This window comes from Brevibacterium sp. SIMBA_078 (genome assembly GCF_046534565.1).
GTDB lineage: Bacteria > Actinomycetota > Actinomycetes > Actinomycetales > Brevibacteriaceae > Brevibacterium.
In genome coordinates, this window is the sequence record NZ_JAWRYQ010000007.1 from 1 (window position 1) to 2,006 (window position 2,006).

2 protein-coding genes are annotated in these 2,006 nt (G+C 60.4%); both read left to right on the top strand.

The features are described 5' to 3' along the window. The first annotated feature begins 313 nt into the window (after positions 1-313). The gene (locus SB749_RS18595) at positions 314-607 is read left to right on the top strand and encodes a helix-turn-helix domain-containing protein (protein ID WP_264800642.1); all 294 of its coding nucleotides are present in this window, start codon (positions 314-316) and stop codon (positions 605-607) included. Beyond that, complete coding sequence (locus SB749_RS18600; protein WP_410711611.1) at positions 604-1,845, top strand: type II toxin-antitoxin system HipA family toxin; 1,242 nt, start codon at positions 604-606, stop codon at positions 1,843-1,845. Before SB749_RS18595 ends, SB749_RS18600 begins: the two co-directional genes overlap by 4 nt. Positions 1,846-2,006 lie beyond the last annotated feature (161 nt).

A 2,006-nucleotide genomic window follows, 5' to 3' on the forward strand; every position in this document is an offset into this window, starting at 1 on the left:
ATGCGGTGGGTGTGCTTGGTGCTACCTGGCGGGGGTACTGCTACCTGGCGCGGGGTTGCTGCACCCCCGCCAGGTAGTAAATGGTCTCGTGCGACTCTCAGTGGGAGTCGGACGAGACCATTCGTGTATTCTCCGGCTTGTCGCCGGCAACTGAGAGTGGTGTTCTCGCAGACGTGCGGAGATCTTGTGGAGTCCTTCCGGACACCAGCCGGCCACCGATCCGTCCGAAATCGTCATTGCCAGTTGATCTAATGGCGCGTATTCTAGTCGTTAATTCGTCGTACGGTGTTTATTGCACTCATAAGGAGTCGAAATGAGCGTCACTCGCCAAGTGGATCGCCGTCTCACCGAGATCGGATCCTCGATTCGTCGGTGGCGACTCATGCAGTCGCTCAAGGCTGTCGAAGTCGCGGAGCGGGCTGGCATCTCTCGATCGACGCTCCAGAAAGTCGAACGGGGTGATGCAGGGGTATCAATCGGCGCAGTGATGTCGGTTATGCAGGCACTGGGGCAGCTCGACCACGTGTCCGCCTCATTCGATCCTTTGAGCACCGATGTTGGCAGACTGCGTTCTGCTGAAACGCTTCCGGACAGGGTTCGTCGATGAGTGAGCAGATCCGGGTTGAATTGGACCATGGCGGAACGGCGGTATTCGTCGGTATTGCGTATTTCCACATCGCACGGGGGCATATCTCGACGACGTTCAAATACTCCGATGAATATGTGGGAGCTCGATGGGCCTATTCCGTCGACCCAGAGCTCCCACTGTCGACGGTCCCGTTCAGCGTACCCGGTTTGCCGGGAGCATTCGCCGACTGTTCTCCTGACCGATGGGGTCGTAATCTCGTGGCGAAGGAGCATCGGCGGCAGGTCGCCGACGGCTTCGCCCGTGTCCGCCGCCTGACAGATATTGACTTCCTGCTCGGAGTCAGCGATCGCACTCGACAGGGAGCTCTGCGGTTTCGTCGTGCTGCCGACGAAGACTTTCTCAGCCCTTCGAGCCGAGTACCGAAGCTTCTTTCTTTGCCCGAACTGCAGCGGGCTGCTGATGGGGCCGCAGAAGGGTCGGGCACGGCTGTGAAGCGCCTCCTTGACGCTGGGACAGGGTCTCTGGGCGGGGCGCGGCCCAAGGCATCTGTGGCGGACGATGAGGGAAAGCTGTCAATTGCGAAGTTCTCCCGACCTGGCGACGATCGAGACGTCATCGCGTGGGAGAGCCTGGCACTCGAACTCGCCCGCAGGGCCGGAATCGACACCACTGAATCTCGGTTGCTGAGTATCGACGAGAGATCTGTGCTCCTTCTGCAGAGATTCGATCGCGCGGTTGACCGTCGGATCGGATATATGAGTGCGATGACAGCAACCGGGCATCGAGACGGAGAAGCCGGTGACTATCTCGATATCGTCGAAGCTATCGAAGACCACAGCCGGCGCTGGCGCAGCGACTGTGCGGAACTGTTTCGCCGAGTGGCATTCTCAGTTGCACTGCACAATACGGATGATCATTTGCGTAACCATGGCTTCATACGGGCGGACGCGGGATGGCAGCTGAGCCCGGCTTTCGACATCAACCCGGAACCGGAACCCGCGGTCGAACGGCAGACAGCGATCAATGGCGTCGTGTCCGCGGAGACCGAAGCCGAGGCGCTGCTCGAATTCGCCTCTCTCTGCCATCTGACGAAGCCGACCGCAGTGTCGGTGCTCAATGAGGTCGTGAGCGCAGTCGAGGGGTGGAGGTCGCGGGCTGTGGAACGGGGGATCCGACAGACAGAGATCACCGAGGTGGGTGCCGTCATCGACGAGCAGCTCGCACGCCTGCGCAAAGCTGTCCGCCCGGGCAGCTGAATCGCGCGGCATTCGGGCTCGGTTGGTGCAAGGGCTGAGGTGCGGCCGGCCTCTCTGCAAGGGGACATCGTTGAGCACTGCAGGCTGTGTGGTGGGTGTCACGTGGAGAAAGTCGGTTTTGGATTTGCGCGGTGGCTCTGGGGTGGTCTAGAGTTATATCT